At 45.2% G+C, this 23,135-nt stretch carries 21 protein-coding genes; 5 read left to right on the forward strand and 16 right to left on the reverse strand.

Features of this window, described 5'->3' with window-relative positions; all coding sequences use genetic code 11:
* Nucleotides 1–107: 107 nt before the first annotated feature.
* The 7 genes from AC0VYG_RS00230 to AC0VYG_RS00260 form a co-directional block, all read right to left on the reverse strand.
* Nucleotides 108–1,121, reverse strand: a complete 1,014-nt coding sequence (locus AC0VYG_RS00230) for an ABC transporter ATP-binding protein (RefSeq protein WP_475430356.1) — start codon at nucleotides 1,119–1,121, stop codon at nucleotides 108–110.
* 10 nt (nucleotides 1,122–1,131) lie between these two features.
* Nucleotides 1,132–1,911 carry an ABC transporter permease gene (locus AC0VYG_RS00235; protein ID WP_067011880.1) on the reverse strand — a complete coding sequence of 260 codons (780 nt, stop codon included), beginning with the start codon at nucleotides 1,909–1,911 and terminating at the stop codon, nucleotides 1,132–1,134.
* Nucleotides 1,901–2,734, reverse strand: coding sequence for an ABC transporter permease (locus tag AC0VYG_RS00240; RefSeq protein WP_475430357.1), 834 nt, complete (start codon nucleotides 2,732–2,734; stop codon nucleotides 1,901–1,903). Before AC0VYG_RS00240 ends, AC0VYG_RS00235 begins: the two co-directional genes overlap by 11 nt.
* Complete coding sequence (locus tag AC0VYG_RS00245; RefSeq protein WP_475430358.1) at nucleotides 2,731–3,546, reverse strand: alkaline phosphatase family protein; 816 nt, start codon at nucleotides 3,544–3,546, stop codon at nucleotides 2,731–2,733. Before AC0VYG_RS00245 ends, AC0VYG_RS00240 begins: the two co-directional genes overlap by 4 nt.
* A gap of 7 nt (nucleotides 3,547–3,553) precedes the next feature.
* On the reverse strand, nucleotides 3,554–4,606 hold the full coding sequence (locus AC0VYG_RS00250; protein ID WP_475430359.1) for an ABC transporter substrate-binding protein: 1,053 nt from the start codon (nucleotides 4,604–4,606) through the stop codon (nucleotides 3,554–3,556).
* 272 nt (nucleotides 4,607–4,878) lie between these two features.
* Nucleotides 4,879–6,156 carry a 4-aminobutyrate--2-oxoglutarate transaminase gene (gabT, locus tag AC0VYG_RS00255; protein ID WP_475430360.1) on the reverse strand — a complete coding sequence of 426 codons (1,278 nt, stop codon included), beginning with the start codon at nucleotides 6,154–6,156 and terminating at the stop codon, nucleotides 4,879–4,881.
* Nucleotides 6,157–6,275: 119 nt separating this feature from the next.
* Nucleotides 6,276–7,742 carry an NAD-dependent succinate-semialdehyde dehydrogenase gene (locus tag AC0VYG_RS00260; RefSeq protein ID WP_475430361.1) on the reverse strand — a complete coding sequence of 489 codons (1,467 nt, stop codon included), beginning with the start codon at nucleotides 7,740–7,742 and terminating at the stop codon, nucleotides 6,276–6,278.
* A gap of 328 nt (nucleotides 7,743–8,070) precedes the next feature.
* Between AC0VYG_RS00260 and AC0VYG_RS00265 the strand changes: the two genes are divergently transcribed.
* Entirely contained in the window at nucleotides 8,071–8,742 is a 672-nt protein-coding gene (locus AC0VYG_RS00265) for a GntR family transcriptional regulator (RefSeq protein WP_475430362.1), read from the forward strand.
* Nucleotides 8,743–8,801: 59 nt separating this feature from the next.
* Here the strand turns inward: AC0VYG_RS00265 and AC0VYG_RS00270 are convergent, their stop codons facing one another.
* Genes AC0VYG_RS00270 through AC0VYG_RS00285 form a run of 4 tightly spaced genes read right to left on the reverse strand, consistent with a single transcriptional unit; the run spans nucleotide 8,802 to nucleotide 12,248 of the window.
* A complete protein-coding gene (locus tag AC0VYG_RS00270; RefSeq protein WP_475430363.1) occupies nucleotides 8,802–10,064 on the reverse strand; it encodes an NAD(P)/FAD-dependent oxidoreductase in 1,263 nt (420 codons plus the stop codon).
* A gap of 9 nt (nucleotides 10,065–10,073) precedes the next feature.
* Nucleotides 10,074–10,805 (reverse strand): amino acid ABC transporter ATP-binding protein, encoded by a 732-nt coding sequence (locus AC0VYG_RS00275; protein WP_475430364.1) that lies wholly within the window; start codon nucleotides 10,803–10,805, stop codon nucleotides 10,074–10,076.
* Complete coding sequence (locus AC0VYG_RS00280) at nucleotides 10,802–11,458, reverse strand: amino acid ABC transporter permease (protein ID WP_475430365.1); 657 nt, start codon at nucleotides 11,456–11,458, stop codon at nucleotides 10,802–10,804. The genes AC0VYG_RS00275 and AC0VYG_RS00280 overlap by 4 nt, the downstream gene beginning before the upstream one ends.
* 49 nt (nucleotides 11,459–11,507) lie before the next feature.
* The gene (locus AC0VYG_RS00285) at nucleotides 11,508–12,248 is read right to left on the reverse strand and encodes a substrate-binding periplasmic protein (protein ID WP_475430366.1); all 741 of its coding nucleotides are present in this window, start codon (nucleotides 12,246–12,248) and stop codon (nucleotides 11,508–11,510) included.
* Between the two features lie 180 nt (nucleotides 12,249–12,428).
* On the opposite strand from AC0VYG_RS00285, the gene AC0VYG_RS00290 reads away from it, so the two are divergent.
* Entirely contained in the window at nucleotides 12,429–13,022 is a 594-nt protein-coding gene (locus AC0VYG_RS00290) for a helix-turn-helix domain-containing protein (protein ID WP_475449884.1), read from the forward strand.
* Nucleotides 13,023–13,279: 257 nt separating this feature from the next.
* On the opposite strand, the gene AC0VYG_RS00295 is transcribed toward AC0VYG_RS00290, so the two are convergent.
* From AC0VYG_RS00295 to AC0VYG_RS00305, 3 genes are read right to left on the reverse strand one after another with little or no spacing between them, the layout of a single operon-like run.
* Nucleotides 13,280–14,527 carry an NAD(P)/FAD-dependent oxidoreductase gene (locus tag AC0VYG_RS00295; RefSeq protein WP_475430368.1) on the reverse strand — a complete coding sequence of 416 codons (1,248 nt, stop codon included), beginning with the start codon at nucleotides 14,525–14,527 and terminating at the stop codon, nucleotides 13,280–13,282.
* 14 nt (nucleotides 14,528–14,541) lie between these two features.
* Complete coding sequence (locus AC0VYG_RS00300; RefSeq protein WP_475430369.1) at nucleotides 14,542–15,480, reverse strand: 4-hydroxyproline epimerase; 939 nt, start codon at nucleotides 15,478–15,480, stop codon at nucleotides 14,542–14,544.
* Entirely contained in the window at nucleotides 15,471–16,430 is a 960-nt protein-coding gene (locus AC0VYG_RS00305; RefSeq protein WP_475430370.1) for a dihydrodipicolinate synthase family protein, read from the reverse strand. The genes AC0VYG_RS00300 and AC0VYG_RS00305 overlap by 10 nt, the downstream gene beginning before the upstream one ends.
* A 306-nt stretch (nucleotides 16,431–16,736) precedes the next feature.
* On the opposite strand from AC0VYG_RS00305, the gene AC0VYG_RS00310 reads away from it, so the two are divergent.
* Nucleotides 16,737–17,090 (forward strand): hypothetical protein, encoded by a 354-nt coding sequence (locus AC0VYG_RS00310; protein ID WP_475430371.1) that lies wholly within the window; start codon nucleotides 16,737–16,739, stop codon nucleotides 17,088–17,090.
* 268 nt (nucleotides 17,091–17,358) lie between these two features.
* Nucleotides 17,359–18,201, forward strand: a complete 843-nt coding sequence (hisG, locus tag AC0VYG_RS00315; protein ID WP_475430372.1) for an ATP phosphoribosyltransferase — start codon at nucleotides 17,359–17,361, stop codon at nucleotides 18,199–18,201.
* A gap of 1,173 nt (nucleotides 18,202–19,374) precedes the next feature.
* Here hisG and lpdA read toward each other — a convergent pair.
* The gene (gene lpdA, locus AC0VYG_RS00320) at nucleotides 19,375–20,784 is read right to left on the reverse strand and encodes a dihydrolipoyl dehydrogenase (protein WP_475430373.1); all 1,410 of its coding nucleotides are present in this window, start codon (nucleotides 20,782–20,784) and stop codon (nucleotides 19,375–19,377) included.
* A gap of 133 nt (nucleotides 20,785–20,917) precedes the next feature.
* Here lpdA and AC0VYG_RS00325 point away from each other — a divergent pair, with 133 nt between their 5' ends.
* Nucleotides 20,918–21,481 (forward strand): TetR/AcrR family transcriptional regulator, encoded by a 564-nt coding sequence (locus AC0VYG_RS00325; protein ID WP_475430374.1) that lies wholly within the window; start codon nucleotides 20,918–20,920, stop codon nucleotides 21,479–21,481.
* Between the two features lie 47 nt (nucleotides 21,482–21,528).
* Here AC0VYG_RS00325 and AC0VYG_RS00330 read toward each other — a convergent pair whose 3' ends face one another.
* The gene (locus AC0VYG_RS00330; RefSeq protein ID WP_475430375.1) at nucleotides 21,529–22,899 is read right to left on the reverse strand and encodes a bifunctional diguanylate cyclase/phosphodiesterase; all 1,371 of its coding nucleotides are present in this window, start codon (nucleotides 22,897–22,899) and stop codon (nucleotides 21,529–21,531) included.
* Between the last annotated feature and the right edge of the window lie 236 nt (nucleotides 22,900–23,135).

Raw genomic sequence — 23,135 nt, forward strand, 5'->3', positions numbered from 1 at the left:
TCTCAACTCCTATTCAAGCCGCTGCAGCGAATACAGCGACTTGGTAGGGGATGATAGCTGTATCCGTTCTTCAGAGCGTTCGGCTATTTGTTCCTACTCGCTATAGATTAGAGATGACGCATGGCCGACTTATCAATCAAGATAGAGAGTTCGCTTCCCACATCGAACAGTCTTTCCGCACGACGATTGAGTAGATCGACGGTAAGTTCAACATTATTGGCGATCAGTTGATAGCGGATGATGGAACCCAGTAACTGTTGACTTTTGACGGTGGCGGCAATTTTATCTGAAAATCGTTCATCGTATTGTCGGTTATCCTCAAAGACATAAATCGACTCAGGGCGAATGGCGAGCGAACCTTGATAGGCTTCTTTAAACAGTTGTTGCGCTTGATCCGCATCCAGCACGTTATATTGCCCCATAAAGCGAGCAGTAAAGTCGGAGCTTGGTTCGATATAGAGCTTTTCCGGTGGGTCACATTGTATGATTTTACCTTCGTTCATCAAAGCAATACGGTCCGACATGGTCAGGGCTTCTTCTTGATCGTGGGTGACGAAGACCGTTGTGAGTTTTAACTCCCTTTGAATGGCACAGATTTGCTGGCGTAAATGTTTGCGAATACGCGCATCAAGTGCCGATAGGGGCTCATCTAGTAAGAGCATTTTGGGGCGTACCACCAAGCTGCGGGCTAACGCTACCCGTTGGCGCTGACCGCCTGATAAAGAATGAGGATAACGCTCGGCAAACTCTCCTAACTCAACCAGTGCGAGGATGTCATCGACACGCTGTTTGATTTGCTTAGTATCCAGCTTTTGAATGCGCAAACCGAAGGCGACATTTTCTCTTACCGTGAGGTTGGGAAACAGCGCGTAGCTTTGGAACACCATGCCAATATCTCGTTTTTGTGGAGCAAGGTGAGTGATGTCCCGTTCGCCTAATTGTATGGTTCCGTTGTCGACTTGGGTGAGTCCTGCCAAACAGCGTAATAGTGTGGATTTACCACAGCCAGAAGGGCCTAATAGCGTGAAAAACTCGCCGTCTTGAATGGTTAAATTAATATCAGAGAAGACCGTTTTTTCAGTAAAGCGTTTTGTTAAATGGGAAATGGCAACTGAATTCATGGATGACGTCCTAACGGTTAAATCGAGTGGCTAGCAGTGTCAGTATCAAGGTGATGGAGAAATAGGAAATCACCAATGCAGAAGTAAAATGGCTGCTGTTTTGCTGCATGTTGTAGAGATAGACCTGTAACGTCTCAAAATTGGCGCCAGCCAGCAGGTTAGCAAAGACAAACTCACCAATTAGGAAAGAGAAGGACAGAAATAAAGACGCCATCAAGCCTTTACGAATGTTGGGTAAAATCAATTTAAAAAAAGCTTGAGTACTGCTGGCGCCTAATAGGCGTGCCGCATCCATGAGGTCATGCACGTTCAGGGCGCGTAGGTTGTTGTTCACAGCACGATAGATAAAAGGTAGCGCAATGCCCACATAACAACCGACGAGAATCCAAGGAGTACCCGTTAACAGCAATGGGTAATCAGAATAAAGCTGCAATAAACCAACGGATGACACCACTGGAGGGATAGCAAATGGCAGCAGGGTCAAAATGTTCAGCCCAGTATCGAGTTTAGGATAGTAGTAAAACACCACAAACACGCAAGGAACTATTAACACGGCACTGAGAATCAGCGTGCCAACGGCCAGTGTCATGGAATGATAGAGTGCTGTGAGAAAGCGTGGATCTGTCCAAAGCTGAATGTACCATTTAAAAGTAAAACCAGAGGGCAAAATGGTGGCACCCCATTGATCGCATAGGGAATACACTAAGGTGGCGAGCAACGGAATGAGCAACAGAAAATAGATAAAACAGGTAACCGAATAGTGATAAGCCATCGCACGTTTAGTAGACATGATAGCTCCTTTTAACGAGCCATTGATTAACACAAGTAATAAAAATTAACAGGGACATCAAGATGACCGAAATCGCAGCAGCAAGATTGGGTTGCAGAAATAAATCCCCTGCGACCAAGTTAGCAATGCGCACCGTAACCAAATTGTAGTTGCCTGAGGTCAGGGTATAAGCCGTTGCGTAGGTACCTAAGCCATTGGCTAATAAAATGATGAAGGTGCCTAATAACGCAGGGCTAAGAACTGGTAGTGCAATATGTTGCCAATAATAGCGGTGAGAAGCGCCTAATAAACTGGCTGCCTCCTGCCAATCAACTTTTAAGGCATCAAACGCGGGATAGAGTAACAACATGGCAAGCGGAATCTGAAAATAGGTATAGACGACAGACAAGCCTTGGGTACCATACAGATCAAAACTGTTTATCCATCCCCATTTGCGCAGAATCAAGGTGATTGCCCCGTTAAAGCCCAAGACAATAATGAAAGCAAACGCCAGTGGCACACCCGCGAAGTTACTGGTCATATTGGTAAAGGCAATCATGATATTGCGTATTTTTCCCTGCATATGGCGGAGCGAGGCACAACCTATGGTCGCGATGAGTAAACCCGCCACTGCAGAAAAAATCGATATCAAAAAGCTATGGGTAAAGGCCTGTCGGTAGAATGGCGAACTCACCACTTGCTGATAATTGGCCAGCGACCAATGGCCGTCATTATTGATGAAACTGTTTATGACAACCCACACCAAAGGGGCCAGTTGAAACAGGCCGAGGATGATGAAAAAAGGAATGAACACCAAAAATGGACGACATAATCTATTGTTCACGGGACGTCCTTAAGCATGGTTCGGCAGTTCGGCTTGTCATGAGGGAGCTTGAGAATATCGGCGACCAAGCCACACAATTGCGTCTGTTTAGGGCTGGCAAACTTATCATGGCTAAACACCTCCCCCATTACAAACAAGGGCACTTGGCGTTCTTCCGGCAGGATACCGCCATGGCTAAAATCGTTATTCATACCATGATCGGCGGTGATGACGATCTGATAGCCCTGTTCTAACCAGCTGGGTAGCCAATTTGACAAAATGCCATCCGTCATACGCGCTTGATTGCGATATTGCTTGGAATCAAAAGCGAACTTATGGCCCGCATCGTCAATGTTCATCGGGTGGATCAGGAGTAAATCTGGGTCATAAGTACGGCGCAGATACTCGGCGTCCAAAAATAAGTGATCATCTGGATAATGATCTTTGTGATAAAACATCCCGTACTGGATCGGCAGCGCAGGTGCACAAGTGATGCGATCTCTTACGGGATCATAAGGGGCATTATTATAGAGTTCACTGACCCAATGATAGGCTGCTGCTGCGGTGGTTTTCCCCTGTGAACGGGCCAGATCGAATAAGCTGGTCTGATTACTAAGGCGAACCACTTGATTGTGCAGCACGCCACTTTCAACCGGCGTGGCTCCTGTTAATAGGCACTCGTAGAGGGGGCGTGAAATCCCAGGCAGTTCACAGGCAATGGTATAGTGAGTGGCGATATTGGCTTCGGTCAAAGCAAGTAGGTAGCCCATGTGTTCACGGGCTACCAGATCACTTAAACCGTCCAGTACAATATATATGACGCGTCTGGACATATTAACCTCAGTGTTGGTAAATCATAACTTGGCTTTGCCACTCTTGTGGTAAACGGCTAGAGACATAACGCCATGCTTTGAAGTCACGAATGGGGTGAGCGTTTTTATACTCAGAGTTAGGCAACAACTTACTCTTCGCATCCGCTGGCAGCTTGACATCGGTACGGATGGGTCGAGCATAGCCACGGGCTAGGTTAATTTGCCCGGCATCAGAGAAGATATATTCCCGTGTTAATTTTGCCGCCCATGGGTGAGGAGCATATTTGTTAATGATAGAAACATAGCCTGAGGTCACTGAACCATCAGAAGGAATCAACACGGTGAATTTGCTGCGATCGATTTTATCGCGGTAATTCAAGGCGTTAAAATCCCACATGACGCCCACTTCTACTTCACCTTTTTCCAGATTGGCAAGGCTTGGTCCATTCGGTGATAGACGACCTTGTTTCGCTAATTCTGCGAAGAATTTTAAGGCGGGTTCGATGTTTCTTTCACTGCCACCATTCGCGTAGGCACAGGCTAGTATGGCGTTATTGGCTTGTGCTGCCGAACCCACATCCCCAAGGGAAACACGGTAGTGACCTTTTAATAGATCATGCCAACTATGGGGGATGTTTTTGACCAGTTTGTTATTAATAATAAAGGCAATCGTACCTGTGTACCCCATTGCCCAATAACCGTCGGGATCTTTTGCCCAGTTTGGAATATCGTTCCAAGTAGTGGGTTTATAAGGCAGCAGAATGTTTTTCTGCTTGGCAATTTTGGCAAAGCCAAAACCAATGTCACCGATATCGGCCGTTGCATGGTGTTTTTCAGAGGCAAAACGCGCGATTTCTTGTGCTGAGCTCATGTCAGTATCTTGGTGTTGGATACCATATTTGGTTTTTAAGTCTTGCCATGTTTCTTTCCAGTTAGCCCAGCTATCGGGCATCCCCACACTGACTACCTCGCCTTCTTGCTGGGCTTTTTTTATCAATTCGGGTGGAATGGTCGATGAGGCAAAGGTTAGTTGGCTACTGAGCACAGCAATAGCGCTGGCGGCAAACATCAGCGTTTTCATAAGCGTTTTGATCTCCAAGTGGCGTAAGGAAGATAGAAATAGACGAACAATGTAATAAAATGTAAGTGACAGAATGAAGTCACGATGGTGAAACATTGATGACAGAGCAAAAAGTAGTGACCTATAGGGACACACTTAGTCCTAGAGATTCGCAAAAATAGATGAGCTCATTCTATTTGTGCGTTATTGATGGGGTGAACATTATGTCGAGCATAAAAAAACGCTGCTCCGATGGCTCAGAACAGCGTTTTGTAGGGTGATCTTATGGGTTGTTAAACCAATTCTTTAAAGCAGCGTTTGAAGATTTCCATGCCTTCGTCAATGATGCTGGTTTCAATCGTTAACGCTGGAAGGAAACGAATCACGTTGCCGCGAATACCACAAGAAAGCAGTATCAAACCATTTTCTCCTGCTTTAGCAGAGAGTTTTTTAGCAAGCTCAGGGTAAGGTTTGTTCACATCCCCATCTTGTACGAATTCCACGGCAATCATGGCACCAACATGGCGAACGTCACCGATGATTTGTGGATATTCTGCTTGCAGAGCGGTTAGATGCTCTGCAAAGTGTGCTCCGATTTGTTTTGCGCGGTCACAGAGCTTTTCTTCTTCGATTGCTTCAAATACGGCAAGACCTGCGGCACAACCCACAGGAGAACCACCGTATGTACCGCCTAGGCCGCCAGGGATCGGTGCATCCATAATGTCAGCTTTACCGACAACGGCTGCCAGCGGGAAGCCACCAGCGATGCCTTTTGCGGCAGTCATAAGGTCAGCTTCGATGCCTGCTTGTTCGTGGCAGAACATGGTACCTGTACGGGCAAAGCCTGCTTGAATTTCATCAAGGATTAGCAAAATACCGTGGTCATCACACAGCTTACGTAGTGATTGTAGGAAACTGGCTGATGCTGGGTAGAAGCCCCCTTCACCTTGTACTGGCTCGATGATAATCGCCGCCACTCGCGAAGGCTCAATATCGCATGTAAAGCGCATTTGAAGGTCAGCAAGTGCTTGCTCTTCAGTAATGCCCAAATACTCATTTGGGAAAGGAATATGGTAAATATCGCTTGGGAAAGGACCAAAGCCAATTTTATATGGGTTGACCTTACCTGTTAAGCCCATGGTCATGTTAGTACGACCATGGAAGCCACCGTTGAACGCAATGATGCCAGGACGCCCTGTATAAGCACGAGCGATTTTCACGCAGTTCTCGACCGCTTCGGCACCAGTGGTAACGAAGATGGATTTTTTCGGTGTATTACCAGGTGCTGCAGCATTGAGTTTTTCGGCCAAGGCAACAGCGGATTCGTACGGGCTGACCATCACACAAGTGTGGGTGAAGCGTTCTAGCTGGGCTTGGACCGCAGCTTTCACTTTCGGGTGATTGTGGCCCGTGTTCACTACCGCAATACCTGCGCCGAAATCAATATGGCGTTTGCCTTCTACGTCCCAGATTTCTGCGTTTAAAGCTCGGTCAACATATAAAGGCGCCATGTTGCCCTGACCACGAGCAATCGCACTTTCTTTGCGTTTTTGTAAATCTGCGTTTTTCATTTTGTCTTCACCTTTAGAGCATGCTCTATGTTATGTACATAAAGCGGTAGCGTCTGCACCGCTTGTTCTTAATTGAGATACGAGTAAGTTGAGATAGCCTGATTGAGTTAAGGAATTCCTTACGCCAAGCCGCCCATGCACAAGTATTTGATTTCAACGTACTCGTCGATACCGTATTGGGACCCTTCGCGGCCACTCCCGGACTCTTTAACCCCACCAAATGGCGCTACTTCCGTAGAGATAATGCCTTCGTTGATGCCAACCATGCCGTATTCCAAAGCTTCAGACACACGCCAAATACGACCGATATTTTGAGAATAGAAGTAAGATGCCAAGCCAAATGGGGTATTGTTCGCCATGGCAACGGCTTCTTCTTCGGTTTTAAACTTAAACAATGGCGCCACTGGACCAAAGATCTCGTTGGAGAAGATGTCCATGTCTTCGGTTACGTCAGTTAAAATGGTGGGCTCAAAGAACTGTGTACCGATCGTGCTGGCTTTTGAACCGCCAATCAGCGTTTTTGCGCCTTTTTCAATGGCGTTGCTGACTAAGGCTTCCACTTTTTCAATGGCAGCAGCATTGATCAAAGGACCAATATTCACGCCTTCGCCAAAACCATCGCCAGTTTTAAAGCTGGCAACACGTTTGGCCAGTTTGTCGGCAAACGCCTCGTACACGCCTTCTTGCACCAATATACGGTTGGCACAAACACAGGTTTGTCCGGCGTTACGGTATTTAGAGGCAATGGCCCCTTCTACCGCCGCATCTAGGTCGGCATCGTCAAAGACGATAAAAGGCGCGTTACCACCCAATTCCATTGAAGTACGTTTCACCGTTTGAGCACACTGAGATAACAGCAATTTGCCAACAGGAGTTGAGCCTGTGAAAGACAATTTCCGCACCGTAGGATGGCCTGTTAAGACGCCACCGATGGCTTTTGCATCTTTGCCGACCACCACATTTAATACACCAGCGGGGATGCCTGCTTGATGAGCCAGTTCCGCTAGAGCCAAAGCGCACAGAGGTGTTTCGTCAGAAGGCTTAATGACAATGGTACAACCAGCCGCCAATGCAGGGCCGGCTTTACGGGTAATCATGGCGATGGGGAAGTTCCAAGGCGTAATCGCCGCGACCACACCAATGCCTTGTTTAATGGTTAAAACACGCTTGTCCTTAGCATAGGTGGGAATCACATCACCATTTAAACGGCGTGCTTCATCAGCAAACCAGTCGATAAAAGAGGCACCATACGCCACTTCTCCTTTTGCTTCCGCTAAGGGTTTGCCCTGCTCTAAGGTCATCAGTTTGGCGAGGTCATCTTGGTTGTCTAGAATCAGTTGGTTCCAGCGACGTAATAGTGTGGCGCGTTCCTTTGCAGTAAGTGCTTGCCAACCTTTCAACGCTTTATTGGCCGCTTCTACTGCAGCGGTTGTTTCATCGGCCCCCAGGTTGGCAACATCGATAAGATGCTGGCGATTTGAGGGGTTGGTAATGGCAAAGGTATTGCCAGACTGCGCGGCAACCCACTCACCATTGATGTAAGAATGGCTTTTAAGTAATGAAGCTTGGGTTAACTCTACTTGCATAATGAACTCCAAATTTGGTCACATGCTGGTGGTTTTACTGAGTACTAGAACTCAATCGCATGTTTCGATAGTAGGTAAAGGCAAGAGGAGAAAAAAGGGCAAGCTATCAATTCAATGTTTGATGTAGTTCAAACAATGAGCCTATTCGAGCAAGGCCTCTTCAAATAATCACTTAAAGAGTGGACATGAAATGGTTGTCTCGTTAACCATATCTGATAAATGGCGGATTAAATAAATCATAAAAAAGCGCGGCTCATCTCACGTGAGTGGCGCTTTTGCGTATAATTAAGCTGATGTTAATGACTGTTGGCTGTAAAGGAGTTGTAAATTGGCGCCGAAAAGAGCGGTAGTACGTCAAAGTTTGCCCGATGTCATAGTGGCGGATCTGCGTCAGCGTATTTTGTCAGGGGAACTGGCCGAAGGGGAACTGATTCGTCAAGAACTGTTGGCAGAAGAGTACGATGTGTCCCGCATGCCCGTTCGTGAAGCGCTAAAACGTCTTGATGCCGAAGGGCTGGTGGTATTTACCAATCACCGTGGTGCCACCGTGACTCAGCATTCTCTGGATGAAATTGCGGAAATTTTTGATGTCCGAATGATGCTGGAAGTGGATCTTTTCAGCCGTGCCATTCCTTTAATGAAAGAGGAAAACGTTGCTGAATGTGAGCGTATCCTGAAAGAAATGGAAGCGTCTTACGCATCGGGCGATATCGCCGCTTGGGGGCCATTAAACGCCGCCTTTCATAGCGCTCTGTACGCGGCCGCAGGGAGAAAACTGACCAATCAGCTATTGGAACGTGCCAGCTTACAATCCAACCGTTATGTGAGCATGCACATCGATCAATTGAACCAATCCCAACATGCCCAGCAAGATCATAGTGATTTATTAAGACTGGCTCGCCAAGGCAATGTCGAAGGCGCCATTGAAAAATTACGCTCTCATATTGCAAATACCAAACGTCAAGTACTAGAGCATATTGCTGCATCGCGTGTGGAATAAATTTTAAACAGTGCTTTCAAGTGATTGGGTATGGTTCTGAGCCTATCTTGTCACTCTTTTTAAGACTCTAGAGAGTCCCTAATGCGATAGTACTTTATGGCGATGGACGCATAAACTGGATGAAGTTTGTGCAGTATAAACGGCTTTACTGGTATGAACGACATAGGCAATGTGGTATTTCTGCTAATATATTGAGCTATTGCCTCTCCTAAACGTGTTGTTAAGGCTACGCCTCGGCCATTAAAGCCGACAGCACTAATACTAGTGTCAGAAAGCTTATGAATGTGGGGCAAGTGATCTGCTGTCATGGCGACACGCCCATACCAATGGTGAGTAAAGGTTACACCTTCCAATTGTGGGAATATTTGGGTTACTGCGCGATGAAGCTCAGAGAAGTCTGCTTGGGACTGTGGCTCACTAAAGCTGCCTCGTCCGCCCATCATCAAACGATCATCCGGACTAAGGCGGAAGTAATTCCCTATTCTTCGGGTATCAGAAGAGGCTACCTTCGCGGGTAGTATGGTCGTTAGCTGCTCTTGTGTCAGTTGGCTGGTGGCAACTTGAAAACTGTGGGCCGGTATGATGCTGCGTTTCAAGTTGGGCTGAAGCTCATCTGTGTAAGCGTTACAACACAATACGACATAATCTGCGTTTAGCTGTGTTCCGTCTGCTAACTCTAGGCGATTCGGGGACGCTTTATGCCATTTTACAACCTCTGCTTTTGTGACAATTTTAGCGCCTGATTGCTGTGCCGCGCATGCTAACGATTTCACATAGCTCAAAGGGTGAAGGGTGCCGCCACGAGGATCGTGCCATCCGCCACAAAAGTACTCAGTACCAAGTCGTTTTGAAATAGTGCCAGCATCTAAAAGCTCGGCCTTTACACCTCTTTTTGACCATTGCTCAGCACGTTTGGCGAGCATATCTAAATGCTTCGTTTTGCAGGTAGATTGCACCCACCCTTTTTGTTCTGCTTGACAACCTAAGTTTAATGACTGAATAAGGTGAAAGGTAAAATCTGCAGCTTCGCCAACTAATTTGGTTGTTTCTTCACCGTACATGACATCCAAAACATTTGGATCGTACTTTAATCCTGATATTACCTGCCCACCGTTACGACCACTACCGCCAAAACCAATATCATGTTTCTCCAAGAGCGTTGTGCTTACACCCATATGGGACAGATGGTAGGCAGTAGAAACACCAAGAATGCCTCCGCCAATGACGACAACGGAGCTAGAGGAAGAAGGTTCTAACGAATCTGGTTCGAATAATACTCTATTCGTGTCATCCCAGAGTGAATGGTATAGCTTATTACTCATAACATCTCCCTATATTGGATGGGTTACACGACGAAGGAAATCTTGCGTTCTAGGATTAGTCGGGGAGGTCAGAATCTCGTTTGATGGACCCTCTTCCAAAATCGATCCAGCATCTAAAAACAATACTCTATCAGCCACTTCACGAGCAAAATTGATTTCGTGTGTCACTATGATCATGGTCATTTTTTCTTCTGCCAAACTTCTCATAACCTGTAAGACTTCGCCGACCATTTCAGGGTCCAAGGCCGAGGTAGGTTCATCAAATAAAATAGCGTCAGGACGCATTGCTAGTGCACGTGCGATCGCAACACGTTGTTGCTGTCCTCCAGATAATGATGACGGATAAAAATCCATTTTTTCTTTCAATCCAACTCTTGTAAGCAAGGCTTTAGCACGTTCTCGGACTTCTTTAGGATCTTCGCGTAGTACATGGACGGGCCCCTCCATAACGTTTTCTAATGCGGTGCGATTAGGAAACAAGTTAAAGCGTTGGAATACCATGGAGACTTTTGTACGAATGGTGTGAATCTGTTTCGAGTTCGCATCAACAACGTTTTCATCAACGAGAATATCACCTTTCTGGTATTCCTCTAGACCATTCACACATCGCAGCATAGTGGACTTTCCTGACCCAGAAGGGCCAATCAAACAAACCACCTCACCTTTTTTAATTTCTGCATTAATACCTTTTAGTACTTCGTGCTGACCATAAGATTTATGCATGTTGATAAACTGAATCATTGAGATGCCCCCATTCGCTTTTCGACCTGTCCCATGACTAAATTGAGCGGAATCGTCAAGCACAAATACAGTAATGCCACTAGAGTAAATACGGTTAAGTTGTCAAAGGTTGTAGAAGATAGCATCTTGCCTTGCATTGTTAGCTCGGCAACAGAGATAACAGAGACTTGAGAGGAGTCTTTAAGCAACATTACTAAATTATTTGCATAGGGCGGTACGACAATTTTAAAGGCTTGGGGCAATACAACGCGTCTCATTAACAGAGGTCGCTTCATGCCCAGTGATTTACCCGCTTCAATCTGGCCTTTATCGACGCCATTGATCCCCGCGCGAAAAGTTTCACCGATATAGCAAGAATAAGTAATCGCCAGTCCAATCACACCGGCCTGAAAAGCGGAAAGGTCAATGCCTATTTCTGGCATCACAAAATAAAGATAAAACAAGACAACCAGAATAGGGATGCCGCGAATAAACTCGACAAATACCTTCGTTGGTGTTGCCAGAATAGGGATCCCAGAGGTTCTCAACAATGCCCATAGCAATCCCAGAAAGGTGGCTAAAACCAAGGCAAGAAAAGTGACAGCTATTGTTAGCCAAAGTCCACTTGCCAAGATCGGTAAGTATTCCTGAGAGCGTAAAATGAAGTCATACATAAACGAATACACCTAAATAAAAAGGGGCGCATGACCCCTATTAACAAACTTAAAGTCCGTATTTAGAAAAAATCGCGTCTAACTTACCGCTTGCCTTCAGTTTCTCGATGGCAGTGTTTACTTCTTTCAACAGTTTGGGATTGTCCTTTGAGACGGCCAAGGCAACATTGTTCACTTTGATAGGCTTATAGGATTTCACGAGTTTTATTCCTAGTCGTGGATTTTTCGATACTTGGAAGCCAATAATTGGTGCGTCGCCTAAGCCCGCCTTGATGCGGCCTAATTTAATGTCGCGCATAATATCGGATAGGGAGTCATACAATTTGATTTCGCTAAAGCCGCCGTGCTTTTTTAGAAGAGTGGGGAAAACGGTTCCAATTTGAGCGCCGACTTTTTGCCCTTTCAAGTCGTCCAATGACTTTGTCTTATCATCGTCAGCCGCCACAAAAAGGCCATCTCCATAGGAATAAACAACATCGCTGAAGTTCACTACTTTTTTGCGTTCTGCCGTGGCAAACATACCTGCGGAAATTAAGTCGATTTTCCCCGTTTCAAGCGAAGGTATTAATGCGGAAAATGAGGTGATTTTAAAATGTGCTTTATCTCCTATAGAGGTAATAATTGCGTTTGCAAGGTCTACCATGGCGCCTGCTGGTTTGTGTGTTGCCATATCTAGATAAGTAAAGGGTATGCCTGTTGTTGTAATGCCAACATCAATTGTTTTCGCCATAATAAGCGGTGACATAGACAAGCCAAGCATTGCAGACAAAATCAATTTTTTCACATTCATGAAATGTTTCCTTTTGTTATGGTATTTTTTTAATTTTTTTGAAATTAATCGATATTTTTAACTTATATTTTCAATATAATGAAATTTTGATTATTTCTCAATCTAGATATCTTTTTTTTTTTCATTAAAATGCACAGGATTAATAAACATTCCTTTGTAGATGAACTGGAAACATCCAATATGAAAAATGCGCCATCAATCCCTCATAGGCCTGAACTTGTATGCGAAGACTCATTTCTAGGACAGCAGCTTAGAAATGCTCGTATCTGTAAGGGGTTATCCCTCAAGGACACATCAGAGATGGCTGGTATCTCGCTTGGGCAACTCAGTCAAATTGAGCGAGGCTTATCTTCTCCTTCTGTGAGAGCATTACGAGAACTTTGCAAAATTCTTGAGAAAGAGATTCATGAACTATTTTCCGATTCACCTGTGGAGTTTGGTCGAATCATTCGAGTGAATGAGCGTAAGAATTTAAACTTTGGCGACCGAGGTATGGTGAAACAGTTTCTGACCCCAGAACAGTCGAGCAACCTGCAAATGATGGAAATTGTTTTACAACCGGACGGTGGTACTGGCGCGGAGCCTTATACACATCAAGGTGAGGAATGTGGTGTTGTTATCCAAGGTCGTATAGAGATTGTTGTTGATGGGGAGCACCATTTGCTAGGGGAAGGAGATTCTTTTTATTTTAAAAGTACATTACCACATATGTTTCGAAATGTAGGTTATGGAAAAGCAAAAATTATTTGGGTGACAACACCAGCAGTATGGTAATGATCGGATCGGGCGTGAAATCTTTTTTCAGGTAAAACGGCATTGGAATGGATTACCGCATCCCGTTGTTAACCCTCTTAACCTCACTCTCTTTTCTGCCCTCCTCCCAGCCTTGTATCTCTCCCTTGGAGGGGGAGGAGCTGGAGCAGTTGTCCTCTCCCAATTGCTTGCTTGGCAGATTACAGAGGTTCTTTTTCCCTCCCCTTATGTCTTCGAAGGGGAGGGTTAGGGAGGGGTTATTCGTTATGTTTCATCTGCTAAAACCGACTTGCTGAAAATGGCACTAGATCGATATCTGGCGTCTTATTATTAATAAGAGCGGCCACGAGTTCTGCGGTGCCTGCAGATTGGGTGAGCCCTAAATGTCCGTGTCCAAAGGCGTATATTACCCGCTTTGATCGGCTTGAGTGGCTGATTACCGGTAGGCTGTCTGGCATGGAGGGGCGAAAGCCCATCCATTGTTTGCCGCCTGCGGTTTTTAAGCCCGGTAAGAAAGAGGCTGCTTTGTCGAGCAAGGTATCCGCACGTTTATAATTGGGTTTTAGATTTAACCCACCCAGTTCCACGGCGCCGCCAATGCGAACGCCCTCACCTATTTTGGTCACCACAAAACCATGATTGCTAAAAGTGATATGGGTTTTTAAATCGAAGGCACCCGCTGGTAAAGTGGTGTTGTACCCTCGTTCTGTATCCAGTGGCAAACTGTCACCAATAGATTGCGCTAATTTTTTAGACCAAGCCCCTGCAGCGAGTACCACCTGACTTGCTTGATAATCGGCTGCTCCGCTTTTTAACGTCACGCTATTATCGTGTACTGTAATCTCATGAACCGTTGCAATGGCGATTTTGCCACCACGCGTTTGGAACTCATCGGCGAGATGCTGAGTCCATAAGGCAGGATCACAGACATTTTTCCATTCTGGTGTAAAGCCTGCGTGGGTAAATCTTGGATGGATACCCGGTTGAATCTCAGCGATGGCCTCGGGGCGGGTTAGGAACTCAAAGACCACGCCATGTTCTTTACGTGTCTGCCAACCGGATAAACTCGCGTTGAACTCCGCTTCCCCTTCATAAAGTTGCAACTGGCCTTCACGTCGAATCATGGCTTCGCCATTCACCGCTGTAATTTGTCGCTCAAGAGCGGCCTTGGAGAGGGCCATTAAATTCGCTTGGGCGAAGAGCGATGCCTGATAACGGTCTGACCAGCTCGCTCGCCAGAATTTCAACATCCAGGGGAGAATCTTCAAAGCATAAGCAGGACGTAGCGACAATGGGCCGAGGGGATCCATCAACCACAGGGGCGCTTTTTTCATAATACCCGGAGTGGCGAGAGGCATCACATCTGCGAAAGCAAAGGCTCCTGCGTTACCGGCCGAGGTTTCGGCAGCAATGCCTTTGCTGTCTAAGACTAAGACCTGACGACCTTGAGACTGCAATTGAAGGGCAATACTGATGCCGATAATTCCTGCGCCAATCACAATGATGTCGTGATCTGTTGAAGACATGGGTTGTCTCTCTTTTAGATGCCGTGTCGTAGTGGATCCGTCGGATTGATGATCAGTTTCGCTTCCTTGGTCACAAAGGCTTGTCCGGTAATACGTGGAATTATCGCTGCCGGCATCGCTTCGTCGTTGGCGGGTTGATAGCTTAAACGATAGTGGCTGCCAATCGTGCTTTCCTGAAGGATTTCTTCATTAGGGGCGAGACGATCATCGTCGGCAAGACAAGCTAAACGTGCTGAGCTTCCAGTGCCACAAGGTGAGCGGTCATAGGCATTGTCTGGGCAAAGTACAAAGTTTCGACTGTGGCCGTGCTCCGTCAATGGTGGACCGTAAAGAATAATATGATCAATGATGCCACCATCGGTACCCGTTAAGGATGATGCTTGAATGGCCTCACGAATTTTGATAGCGACGTCGGTCAAATCGCGAATGTTATCCGGTGTTACGGGAATGGGGCTTTGGTCGACAATAAAGAACCAGTTCCCCCCGTAGGACACATCACCATAGACGGTACCTACTCCGTCTATCTCAAGACGAATATTTTTATAGAGACGGTGGCTAGCCACGTTTTGTACTGTGATGGTGTTAGCATCAGACAGTGTCACCTCGACGACGCCCACTGGCGTTTCTATTTTGTGCGTCCCCACGCCTATTTTTCCCATATGAGCCAGCGTTGCGGCGACGCCAATGGTGCCATGACCGCACATGCCAATAACGGCCGCCGCGTCAAAATAAATCACCCCTGCTACGCATTCTGGATCCACTGGCTCGACCAGCATTACGCCAACCATAGCTTCTTGCCCATAAGGCTCGGACACTACCCCACGATAAAATGCTTGATGTTCTGTCGCCAATATTTTCGCTCGCTCGGCTAAAGAGCCAGACCCTAAATCGGGTCCGCCAGAAATGATAACGCGGGTTGGCTCACCTTCCGTATGACTGTCGATTACTTGCATGTCTCTATTACTCCCCCTTGTTTAACCCAATCCGCAAACCAGTCTTTAAAGAGCGCATATTGCTCTTCACAATAATGACGTTGCGCGGCATTAAGTTCATCCGTTTCGTTGAAATGTAATCGATACTCTTCTTCGCCGTTCAACACAAGTAAATATTTAAAGAACAACACCAGTTCTGGGCCTTCATCGAAACTCGCTAGGACAGAAAAGGTTTCTTCTAATTCTTGGGCGCGAACACGGGCTTCGGCGTTGCCTTGGGCGGCAAGTTTGCATAAGTTGGCGAGTAATAAGACTTCTTTTGGTAACGCCGTACCAATGCCCGTAATAGCACCGACCGCACCACATTTGACGAAACCATGGTAAACCGCCGTATCGACGCCCACCATCAGCAATACTTCATCGTCTTGGGAGGTAATATTTTCTGCGGCGTAACGCAGGGCCGCTTTACTACCAAACTCTTTAAAGCCGACCAGGTTTTTATGCTCGTCTCGCAGGGCAAAAAACAAATCGGCCCGGGTTTCGAAACCATAGACAGGACTGTTATAGATAATCGCGGGAATGGACGGTGCCGCAGATAAAATCGCCTTAAAGTGGTGTCTCTGGGCGGCCATCACCGAACCACGGGACAATACTCTGGGAATCACCATCAACCCTGCTGCACCGACTTTTTCCGCATGGGCGGCGAGTGCCACCGCCGATTTGGTATTAATGGCGCCCGTTCCCACCACCACGGGCACCCCCGCATTAACCAAGCGCTCCACGCCTTCCATACGCTCAGCATCGGTTAATAAAGGCCAATCGCCCATGGAACCGCAATACACCACCGCCGACATACCTGCCGCGATCATCTCCTTGCCCTTCTTCACCAAGGCATCGTAATCCGGCGTACGGTCTGCTTTACAAGGTGTCATTAGGGCTGGCATCACACCATTAAACACGGCTTTATTCATCGCTGTTACCTACCTGATTTCGAATGCATTAGAGATATTATTGAGACTTTTGCACGACTACTGTGCTTGCCAATACTTTGTTAAAAACAGACTCAAAATGCTCATTTATAGCGATAAACTCCGCTTTCTCGTCTGTTTTTGCCGCGTCTTGGCGTCGCTCGTGACATCGTGCAAAGGTCTCATTGTTGTATAAATGGATATTGGATACAAAATAGGCCTGGAATGAAAAATAGTCAACGGCGGTAAACTCAGAACGGATAAAAAAATTGTAGTAACATAGTGATTGCTTAGATCTGGAGAGGTTGATTGTCTTATTTAAATCAGTTTATGCAGCAGTGGAAAGCCCATTTAAAAAGCGAGCTTGCTGACTGTGGGTTGCGTTTTATCGCAACGGAAGATGGGGATGAGGTGGATGTTAAAACCAATTCCTTGGCGTATTTTCGTTGCCTACGGACGATTTCTAACACCAATGATCATTTGGACGAGTCAAGAGACTTGCTTGCTTGGATGATGTTGGAAAAACAATTAAAAGCCAAGGCCGAGATGGCTGAACGCGGTACGTCCAGCCTTGTGGCTAAGCTGCATATCGAAGCAAGCCAAATCGAGATTCGTCTTAATTTTAGCTATGACGAAGAACAACACATTATCTTGGTAAGCTGATTTCTAATTTATAATCGCTTTCTCATAGGAGGTGTTTCTCTTCGTTCGCTTTGGTAATATCAGTCTGATAAAGCCCTTCCTTAACGTTCTAGTAAGATCAGGAATAGAGTTTTATGTGGATAAAAAGCTGTTATTTCAGGCCTAGTATCGAACGTTAATTGGTGATGCTTTCTATATTACTTAAGCTATTTATACCCATGTATATTATTGAGTGTCAGGAGTTTTATACTTTTCTTAAACAACATAGTTTCTTTATACGGAGTTCATAATGATTAGAATGGCCTTACCCAACAAAGGTGTTTTGTTTCAACCTTGTATCGATCTACTTGAATCGTGTGGGTACAGCGTTAAAAAGCCTACCAAGGGATTGTTTTTCTTTGACAAAAAGAACGATATAGAATTTTATTTTCTTAGAGCAAATGATATCCCTATGTATCTAAGTAAGGGAATAATAGATATTGGTATTACCGGGAAAGATTTTCATAGTGAAAAAAAGAGTAACGCTAAAGAAATAATAGATCTACCATTTGGTCATTCAAAGCTTTGTATTGCTGCTATGCAAGAGTCAAGTATAGACAAGCGTAGTGACATATCCGGTCTTAGAGTCGCTACCTCTTTTCCCAGCATAGTGAGTGATTACTTTCAAGGTGACAATATTGAGATCGTTGAGCTGGAAGGGGCTGTTGAAATATCAATTAGCCTTGGTCTGGCTGATTGTGTGGTTGATATTGTGGAAACAGGAGCAACATTAAAATCTGCTGGGTTAAAAGTCGTGTCTGATCCTATTTTTGCTTCAAATGCTGCTCTTTATTCTGCACCTAACCCACGTGATCCGCACACTATTGATATGATTGTCAGTAGAATTCGTGGTCGACTTATTGCGTTAGATTATCAATTAGTTGAATATGATGCGCCGCAAGAAATATTAGATTTAGCTTGTGAGTTAACACCAGGCTTTGAGTCTCCAACCATTAGTCCGTTGAGAAATAAACATTGGTACTCGGTTAAATCTATGGTTAAGAAAGACGAAGTACATCAAATACTCGATAAACTGAAAAAACTAGGATGCAAAGCAATACTGCTTACCAATATAGAAATGGCTAGAATTTAATTTCTTCAAACAAGTGACTTGTTTTTTATAACAATGTGGATATTTAAACTGATTTAAAGCTCTAAAGTTATCTTATGGCAGTTTAAATATCATTTTATATAGTTATTCTGACCATTCAGATTACATTGAATGGTCACTAAGTTGTTTTTAATCACTTATAGACTTCTATTTGAGCTCTATCTTGAAGCAAGCGAATTTTGCCTTAATTTTAGCGATGACGAAGAGCTCTATATTGTCTTTAGTAGTTAGGTTTATTTGCCCTATTTTTTAAGATAAAAGGTAATATAACCAGTTTATACAGAAAAATAGAGATAATATAAGCGAGTATGATTGTGTTGTCTAACCTCATATTATTGAAAAAGATAGATAGCAGGTAAGAGATACCGACAAACAGCCCTATCTCGACAATAAAATCTACCATAAATAGCATGAACTTAGTGAATGACTTGCATGAGGCCGTTGGCAAGATTACGGTTTGGCATAGCTCAAAAGCTAAAAGTACAGAAATTATGGCAACTGTCGTTGATCTTTGACTACTGAAGCTACTGAAAAGAAAAATCAGAGACTTTGATATGGCAATGATTAAAATCAGCTGAATCGTTAAACCTTTAAGCCACTTTCCCCATTCGGAAGACGGTTTAGATAACAACATATGCTTTCTCCTTGTCGCTGTAAGATGGGCCATCCTTCGTTCTTTTTATATCACCTTTTTAATCCATATTTTGTATCTTTACACAAACTAAACATATGTTTATCTCTTTAAGGCTCTTATATTTTGCAAATCGGTAATGGTTCTAGCTGCCATCTTTTCCGCCAGACCAACGGCTTCATGCAAGCATAAAATTATTTGTCCTTCATCGCTCTCATTTTTATTGCATAGGGCAGTATGACGACCCTGTATAGAAGCACCGAAGCAAAAACCGAAATCATCAAAAGAGTATTTGAGCTAAGCGTGCTGACAAATAGGCTTAAGAGATAAAAGATAGCGACTACTAAGACTATCTCAATGGCTAAATCGACAAGCAATCTCGTTAATTTTTTAGCGAACGAGTTAGATGGGGACATACCCACTCCTTTTTATATGACAAAGTGCATTCATTCGATGTTAGATTCTATACATCTCCAGCGTTAATTCTATAGCCTTTTAATGGGAGTTCGTTACGATGACAGTGGTTAAGCCAAACGCTTTTTTTTATTGGGCAAATCGGTAATGGTTCCAGCACCTACCTCTGCTGCGAGACCAACGCTTTCATGCAAGCTTGGGTGAGCATGAATGGTGAGGGCGATGTCTTCTAAGGTGGCGCCAAATTCGATAGCGAGGGTGAGTTCCCCTAGCAATTCCCCTGCGTGGGAGCCGACAATGCCCGCGCCCAATACTCGTTCGCTTTCTGCATCGTAAATCAGTTTGGTTTTACCCTGAGTCACGCCAGACGCGATGGCACGACCACTGGCACTCCAAGGAAACACGGCGCTTTTTACTTTGATGCTATCCCGTTTGGCTTGGCTTTCGGTTAGACCCACCCAAGCGACTTCTGGAAAAGTGTAGGCAATGGATGGAATCGCCATCGGCTGAAAATCGACCTTATGGCCTGCGATCACTTCTGCTGCAGTGTGTCCTTGATGGGAGGCTTTGTGGGCCAGCATAGGACCGTGTGTCACATCCCCGATGGCATAGATATTGGGTACAGATGTTTGGCATTGTTCATTAGTTATAATAAAACCTCGCGGATCAAGGTCGACACCCATCTCAGGAATACCTGAGTTTCGGCCATTGGGGGTGCGACCAACGGCGACCAACACGGCATCCACATCAAGATGTCGTTCACCGTCTTTGTCTTGTAAAGTGATGGTCAAGGCTTCTGGGTTTGCATCGATTTTAGTGACTTGGGTTTGCGTTAAGAAGGTCATGCGATCTTTATTGGCGTTTTCAAATACACGTACCAAGTCTTTATCCGCGCCTGTCATGATCTGATCACCCAATTCCGCTACGGTAATTTGGCTACCTAGGGCTTGATACACAGTTGCCATTTCCAAGCCGATAATGCCGCCACCCATGACAAGCATGTGTTTGGGAATGCGTTTTAGTTGTAAAGCGCTGGTGGCATCGAGGATTCTCGGATCATCATAGGGAATAAATGGCAAGCGAATGGCACGGGAGCCAATGGCAATAATAGCCGACTCGAACTCAATTGTTTTTGTCTCTTGATCGACTTTGCTGAGGGTGAGGCTGTGGTGGGAAGCAAACTGCCCTTCCCCATGAAAAACTGCTACATTGCGGCCTTTGGCCATAATGGCGAGATTGTTTGTTAAGGCATCAACAGTGGACTGTCTATGCTGACGAATGGCATCCAAATCAATAGTCGGCTTAACGAAGCTCACGCCATGGCTGGGTTCGTCGGCCATACGTATCTTGCCTGCAATGTGTAATAAGGCTTTGGAAGGAATGCAGCCGACGTTTAAGCAAACACCGCCCAAGGTGTTATGTCGTTCGACCAATGCCACAGACAACCCCAGATCTGCCGCACGAAATGCGGCGGCGTAGCCGCCAGGGCCACTTCCCAGTACCAATACATCGTATTTCATTATTTTCCCCTTTTCGGTTGACTAGTTTTATCTATCTATCTATCACTAGATAGGTAAAATATAACTTGTAGTCTCATTGTTCGTCAATAAAATACCTATCAGTAGATAGATAAACATTGTGAGAAGTAACATCATGACGACGTCCAGCAAACAACCCGCGAAAGACACCAAAACCCGTATCATGGACAGCGCCGAGCGAGCCATTGTGCAAAGCGGCTATGGTGCATTTAGCTTTCGCGATATTGCCGAAGAGATTGGTATTAAAAGCGCTAGCGTGCATTATCACTACCCGACCAAAGGGGATTTAGCCGTCGCAGTCATGACTCGCTTTACTGATGAGTTCCGTGCCCTGTTGCCGGATCCTAAATTGGCGTCCATTGATCCACGAGCCATGCTCAACGGTTTTATCGATGGCTTTAAAAAGAAGATTGTCGAACAGCATAATATGAGTCTGTGTACTATGTTGACGGCAGACAAACATCTGTTACCAGAATCCGTTGGGGTGGCGTTGGCCGAGTTTTATGAAGTGAAGCTCAGTTGGCTGACGCAAGTCTTTGTTCGTCTTAATAATTTTGCTGATGATCAAGCGCGAGTGAAAGCTGGTCAGTTGTTGGCATCCTTGCATGGTGCGTCTGTGTTAGTGCAAGCGACGGGCGAGGTGGATTGGTTCGAGAAGGCGTTATCCCTGTGGAGATAAAGTGCTTTTGAAGATACACAACACTTGGCGCTGACGTGTTTTTGCTGCTAGTCCTCACTAAACACACAGACTTTATTGCGGCCTGTTTGTTTGGCTTTATAAAGGGCTTTGTCTGCTTCGCTGAGCAGTTCACCTATGGTGTTACATTTATCTTGGCAAGAGGAGACGCCAAGGGAAACGGTATAGTGGATTCGTTCGCCCTTTTGGCTCTTTATCGCCATGTGTGACAATGTCGTTCGTAATTGCTCAGCAACTTGAATAGCTTGTTTATGGTGGCTGTTTGGTAGAAAAATGGCGAACTCTTCTCCACCAATTCGACCTAAGATTGCGTTCTTAGGAATGGCTGTTTGACTTGTTTTCGCGAGTATCTGCAGAACTTGGTCGCCTGAATCGTGTCCATAGATATCGTTGATTCTTTTAAAATGGTCGACATCCATCATTAGCAAAGCGTAGCTTTCTTTTGCTTGTTTCGCTTGTTGTAATGCGCGGATGCTTAACTCGAAAAAAGAACGTCGGTTGGCGAGGTCGGTTAAATAATCATTGTAAGCACGGCGTTCCAATTCCTCATGAGTGTTATGATTCTCAATGGCGATGCTGGCTAGGTTACTGGCAAAATTAATCAGTTCTAAATCATGTTTGTTAGGCGTGGGGTTGAGGCTGTTGTAGATCGCAAATGTACCTAATAGCTCCCCATTGGCCGAATGGATTGGGTCGGACCAGCAAGAGCGTAAGCCGGCTTTTTGTGCCAGTTCGGTAAAGTTTTCCCAGTAAGGGTGGGTTGCGATATCAGCCACGATCACTCTTTCATTTAGGTAGGCGGCGGTACCACAAGAGCCAATATTAGGGCCAATTTTGATACCGTTAATGGCCATGTTGTAATCGTCTGTCAGATTGGGCGCAGCCCCTAAATTTAAGGTTTGATTGGTTGCATCAAATAGCAAGATACTGCATAACGCCCCCGGCATTTCTTTTTCAATTTGTTTGATAATAACAAAGAGCGTTTTGTTAAGGGCGGAACTTTTAGCGACCATTTCGAGCATGTCACTACGGGCTTGAAGACGCTGCTCTTTGATGTAATGCTCTGAGAGGTCGTAGAAATACCAAAAGCGTTCATCTCCAAAATCAGTAAAAGAAAAACTGACGTAGCGTACTGTGCCATCTTTACAGGTTACTTTATTTTCTACATCATCAATCGATTGATCCGGTTGGCTAATAAGCAGCTTAGTGGGATTGGCTTTTTGAGACCAAACGGCCAAGTTGGGAAGGTCATGGAGGGTGTAACCAAATAGTGTCGTAAAGGCTCGGTTCAGAAAATTAATGCGGCCAGACAAGATATTATAGCGGCCTATGGCGATAGGAGCATGCTCTAAAAGGTCTTCCATCTGAGTAAGATGAAGCCGCTGATTGATTAATTTCATTTAATGTTCTCTAAAGGACAGATCTGGTGCGCTTACTGTTTCAAGTCAGATGTTTTATTAACTTGTATAAGTTTATTTTCTGATAAATTTTATTGTTTATAAAGTGAGCAAATTTAAGGATAGTCTATTTCTTGTCTGAGTTTTGTAACCGGAAGGAAGTCTGCTTTTAAAAAAATTAAAAAAAGCCGCCTATTTGGCCATAGACGGCTTGTTGTTGGTTAATTTGACCAGGTCAA

The organism is Marinomonas sp. 63XJN7_7_ISO-PGPR-S23-202, from assembly GCF_056173505.1.

What these genes read in the sequence shown, in the direction of transcription:
- AC0VYG_RS00260 (WP_475430361.1), bottom strand. Translation starts at nt 7,742, where the DNA reads ATGCAAGTAGAGTTAACCCAAGCTTCATTACTTAAAAGCCATTCTTAC.
- AC0VYG_RS00270 (WP_475430363.1), bottom strand. Translation starts at nt 10,064, where the DNA reads ATGAGTAATAAGCTATACCATTCACTCTGGGATGACACGAATAGAGTA.
- AC0VYG_RS00300 (WP_475430369.1), bottom strand. Translation starts at nt 15,480, where the DNA reads ATGCAAGTAATCGACAGTCATACGGAAGGTGAGCCAACCCGCGTTATC.
- AC0VYG_RS00275 (WP_475430364.1), bottom strand. Translation starts at nt 10,805, where the DNA reads ATGATTCAGTTTATCAACATGCATAAATCTTATGGTCAGCACGAAGTA.
- AC0VYG_RS00245 (WP_475430358.1), bottom strand. Translation starts at nt 3,546, where the DNA reads ATGTCCAGACGCGTCATATATATTGTACTGGACGGTTTAAGTGATCTG.
- AC0VYG_RS00285 (WP_475430366.1), bottom strand. Translation starts at nt 12,248, where the DNA reads ATGAATGTGAAAAAATTGATTTTGTCTGCAATGCTTGGCTTGTCTATG.
- AC0VYG_RS00325 (WP_475430374.1), top strand. Translation starts at nt 20,918, where the DNA reads ATGACGACGTCCAGCAAACAACCCGCGAAAGACACCAAAACCCGTATC.
- AC0VYG_RS00280 (WP_475430365.1), bottom strand. Translation starts at nt 11,458, where the DNA reads ATGTATGACTTCATTTTACGCTCTCAGGAATACTTACCGATCTTGGCA.
- AC0VYG_RS00330 (WP_475430375.1), bottom strand. Translation starts at nt 22,899, where the DNA reads ATGAAATTAATCAATCAGCGGCTTCATCTTACTCAGATGGAAGACCTT.
- AC0VYG_RS00235 (WP_067011880.1), bottom strand. Translation starts at nt 1,911, where the DNA reads ATGTCTACTAAACGTGCGATGGCTTATCACTATTCGGTTACCTGTTTT.
- AC0VYG_RS00305 (WP_475430370.1), bottom strand. Translation starts at nt 16,430, where the DNA reads ATGAATAAAGCCGTGTTTAATGGTGTGATGCCAGCCCTAATGACACCT.
- hisG (WP_475430372.1), top strand. Translation starts at nt 17,359, where the DNA reads ATGATTAGAATGGCCTTACCCAACAAAGGTGTTTTGTTTCAACCTTGT.
- AC0VYG_RS00295 (WP_475430368.1), bottom strand. Translation starts at nt 14,527, where the DNA reads ATGTCTTCAACAGATCACGACATCATTGTGATTGGCGCAGGAATTATC.
- gabT (WP_475430360.1), bottom strand. Translation starts at nt 6,156, where the DNA reads ATGAAAAACGCAGATTTACAAAAACGCAAAGAAAGTGCGATTGCTCGT.
- AC0VYG_RS00290 (WP_475449884.1), top strand. Translation starts at nt 12,429, where the DNA reads ATGAAAAATGCGCCATCAATCCCTCATAGGCCTGAACTTGTATGCGAA.
- AC0VYG_RS00230 (WP_475430356.1), bottom strand. Translation starts at nt 1,121, where the DNA reads ATGAATTCAGTTGCCATTTCCCATTTAACAAAACGCTTTACTGAAAAA.
- AC0VYG_RS00250 (WP_475430359.1), bottom strand. Translation starts at nt 4,606, where the DNA reads ATGAAAACGCTGATGTTTGCCGCCAGCGCTATTGCTGTGCTCAGTAGC.
- lpdA (WP_475430373.1), bottom strand. Translation starts at nt 20,784, where the DNA reads ATGAAATACGATGTATTGGTACTGGGAAGTGGCCCTGGCGGCTACGCC.